This is a genomic window from Mesorhizobium sp. M7A.F.Ca.CA.004.12.1.1 (genome assembly GCF_003997835.1).
In the GTDB taxonomy this organism is placed as follows: Bacteria; Pseudomonadota; Alphaproteobacteria; order Rhizobiales; family Rhizobiaceae; genus Mesorhizobium.
In genome coordinates this window covers 1-2837 of sequence record NZ_RZRK01000779.1, presented here as the reverse complement: position 1 = coordinate 2837, position 2837 = coordinate 1, and the positions used below count along the sequence as shown (strand labels likewise).

The window sequence follows — 2837 nt, the reverse complement described above, 5'->3', positions numbered from 1 at the left end:
GTATTATCGAGGCCGTTCGCGAGGGTGAAGGCGAGAGCGCCGCCCAGCTTATCGACCACCTCAAGAAGGACGACATGGCCAAAGAGGCGGAGCGGCTGCTGGCCGACAGTGGCTGGCTGCCCGAACCGCTGCGGCTCATCGACCTCGATGCCGAGGGCGCGTCAAACGCGGACGAGGCAGACAAAGCGCTGCCCGATTTTCTCGCCGGTGACGACGAAGACAGTCGGGGCGACGAGAAGAGTGAGCAGCAACTCGACGCCGCGGAATAGCCTCGGCTTCGCGGATGATCTGGCTGCCCGGCACTTGCAAGAGCGCCGGGCCTTTTTGTGTGCGGTGGTCAGAGTGAGAGGGCGGGCGCGACGGGTTTGAGCCCGTCCGGTCAGAGAGAGCGCCGGAGGGCTTTCCCGTGTCGCTCTCCGAACGTCCGGTCAATTTCTGGAAGCTACGACCAGATCGGCGAGTACATCTTGGCCGGTCGCGCGGATCTGGGGATCTCGAGATTGCCGCTGGACCCACGCCTGTTTGAATGGGCGCCGCTCGGGTCGGCGCGCAACGTGTGCATCTTTCATCCCGACCACCGCTTTTCACAACAGACCTGTATCCAGGCGCACGACCTGGCTGGCGAAACGATCGTCGATATCGATCCCCAGTTCGCCGCCCACCAGATGAACTTCAATGCGTTGCGCTTCGCCGGCGTTGAGCCGAACATACTGGTGGAATTCGACTGCAACGGTCACGAGGCCGGATACGTTTCGGCTGGCCTGGGCATTTCCATAACCAATGAAATCATTGCGCGTGAATACGAAGCGTTTAACCTCGAAGCAAAACCGGTGGAACCGTCAGCTCTTTATCATTACGTCGCGATTTGGCAGAAGGGCAGGACCTTTTCGAATGCTCTGAGCGTGTCGCTCGAGGCGATTATCGCGGCCTTTTCCACCGCTCCTGCGAAAGGATGAGATTTCTCAGAGGGCGGCTAGAGAACGACGCTAGGCAGCCGGCGCGGCGCCTGCGGCCGCACTGGGAACTCAAGCCGTTTCCAAAACGCCTTGGAATTGAGCGAGTTGCTTTGGAAAATGATGAGCGAGGTAGCGTACCAGTTTGGGGCTATCCATCAGCCGGTTGAGGTGTCCTCGTACCGCTACAAGTTCGAGGCCCCACGAACCAATGTGCTCAGCGGAGTTTCGAAATTCCTGGCTCAACTCGGCCTGGCAGGGGCTGCGTGAAAAATGAGCTGCCCGCATTCGTAAACCGGCTAAGCCACTTGCTGCTGACTAACGGCTTGGAAGTGCGGCAGCGTCGCCTTTTGAAAAGCATGAGCTCGAGGCAGCCATTTCATACGGTTCCTGGCCGCATCAACCAGTTCCTCCTCGCGGGTAAGGCCGTTCACAAAGAGCTTTAGCAGGTGAGAAGCCGCTTTTTCGGCATCGGGCGAAGTAAGCGGCAATTTGCTCTCGTCGCACACAGTCGGGCAAATGCGAGACAACATTTCAATCTCGCACGGACCAAGGCAGTGACCAGGGTACAACATAATTTTCCTCCATACGGCTGTGGTTGCAAGACTAGCCTACGGACTGGGCCTGCCGGTGGTTCAACCTGGCGCGCATCAAGACCATCAGCACAGTCTCGTCTTTGATGCCTGTTTGAAACAGTCGGACCAACTCTGAGGCGAGTTCCCCGGCCTCAACAGAAGTGGTTAGAATCTCGTGTTCCTCACAAAGCTGCGAGAATACAATCCTCAGCGTGCCCAGTTCCTCAGGGAAAATAGGTTGCGCGCCGCCGATGGGGAAATTCATATGAACGTCCTTTGAATAATACTGATCTTGAGTGCTGAAGAATGGCTCCAAAGCCAGCAACGGTCATTATCATTTGCGTACAAGGCGGCGCTTGGTAAAAATCGTACAAAATTTCTTTGGAGGCGCCGGCGTGTGTTCCGAGACGCCAGCGCATGCAAGGATGGGCCGGAAACTGCGCTACCTTAAGCGGCCTCTATCTCTACCGACTAACGATGCTGTTCGTCATGATCTTTGGCGATGGATGATCCCTTCGATGACTCTCGCGTCGGCATCGTATTCCGCCGCCCGCGCGGCCATGTGCCAAGCTGTGTCTTTCCCGAGCGGCTTGACTTTTGCCGTCCGCATCGCGAACTCAGCTCTGGCGCGCCCTGAGAAGACTGCAAGGGGCCCCTCCGTGGGCAGTTGCTTGCCATCAAATGTAAGGACACCTCGTTGAAACACCCGAGCAGAGGCCCGTCACTGATTTCCCTGAAGTCCAGTGACGGGCGGCCTACTTCGTCAGACGTCGGCTAGCGCTAAATCTTTCTCGTAGGGCTGGAACAAGCTTTCGCAACCGAAGTTGGAAATGTGCTTGGTTGAGACAAGTCCAAGCTCTGGTGCAAGGCCCGTCGCTGTCAGTGTCCTTCAGCGGCGGGCTTCCTTCGTCAGACCCTCGACGGTCTCAATAATCGCCTGGGCAGAGCTTCGCCTTCGTGGATCGGTTCGGGGCCGTAGAGACCAAGGAGGGCTTCCTCAGATGGCAGCACGCCGGGCGGGCATACCTGCTCGTAGCCATTCGGACGAGCTTCAATGCGGCGCGTTCGCCAGTTTCTTCGGTTGCCACAGGGGCATCGGTTCCATGTGTCAAAGGTGAGGTCGGCACGATCAAGTTACCACGCACCGGTAACGGTGAGCGTGCCGACCCATCTGGGCACAAAGGTGGGCTAAATGACCAGGCCTGCAAGCTACTGGCAGAATGAAAGCGCAGCAATTAATCCTGTTGGCCTAGACTGCCCGTCAGGCCATTCCGCGATAGCACCATAGGCATAAGAGTCGGGGATATAT

General features: G+C 57.7%; 4 protein-coding genes and 1 pseudogene. 3 read left to right on the top strand and 2 right to left on the bottom strand.

Going from position 1 to position 2837, the window contains the following annotated elements:
* From EN984_RS29470 to EN984_RS37905, 3 genes and pseudogenes are all read left to right on the top strand, one after another.
* Positions 1-269 (top strand): annotated as a pseudogene (locus EN984_RS29470) (hypothetical protein); the annotation flags it as partial.
* A 57-nt stretch (positions 270-326) separates the two neighbouring features.
* Positions 327-956: a LysR family transcriptional regulator substrate-binding protein gene (locus tag EN984_RS29465; RefSeq protein WP_236383364.1), complete on the top strand. Its 630-nt coding sequence runs from the start codon at positions 327-329 to the stop codon at positions 954-956.
* Positions 957-1076: 120 nt separating this feature from the next.
* Positions 1077-1223, top strand: coding sequence for a hypothetical protein (locus EN984_RS37905; protein ID WP_164754473.1), 147 nt, complete (start codon positions 1077-1079; stop codon positions 1221-1223).
* A gap of 29 nt (positions 1224-1252) precedes the next feature.
* Here EN984_RS37905 and EN984_RS29460 read toward each other — a convergent pair whose 3' ends face one another.
* Together EN984_RS29460 and EN984_RS29455 are read right to left on the bottom strand one after the other, a co-directional pair.
* Entirely contained in the window at positions 1253-1444 is a 192-nt protein-coding gene (locus EN984_RS29460) for a hypothetical protein (RefSeq protein ID WP_127270414.1), read from the bottom strand.
* Positions 1445-1559: 115 nt separating this feature from the next.
* Positions 1560-1793, bottom strand: coding sequence for a hypothetical protein (locus EN984_RS29455; protein WP_127270415.1), 234 nt, complete (start codon positions 1791-1793; stop codon positions 1560-1562).
* Between the last annotated feature and the right edge of the window lie 1044 nt (positions 1794-2837).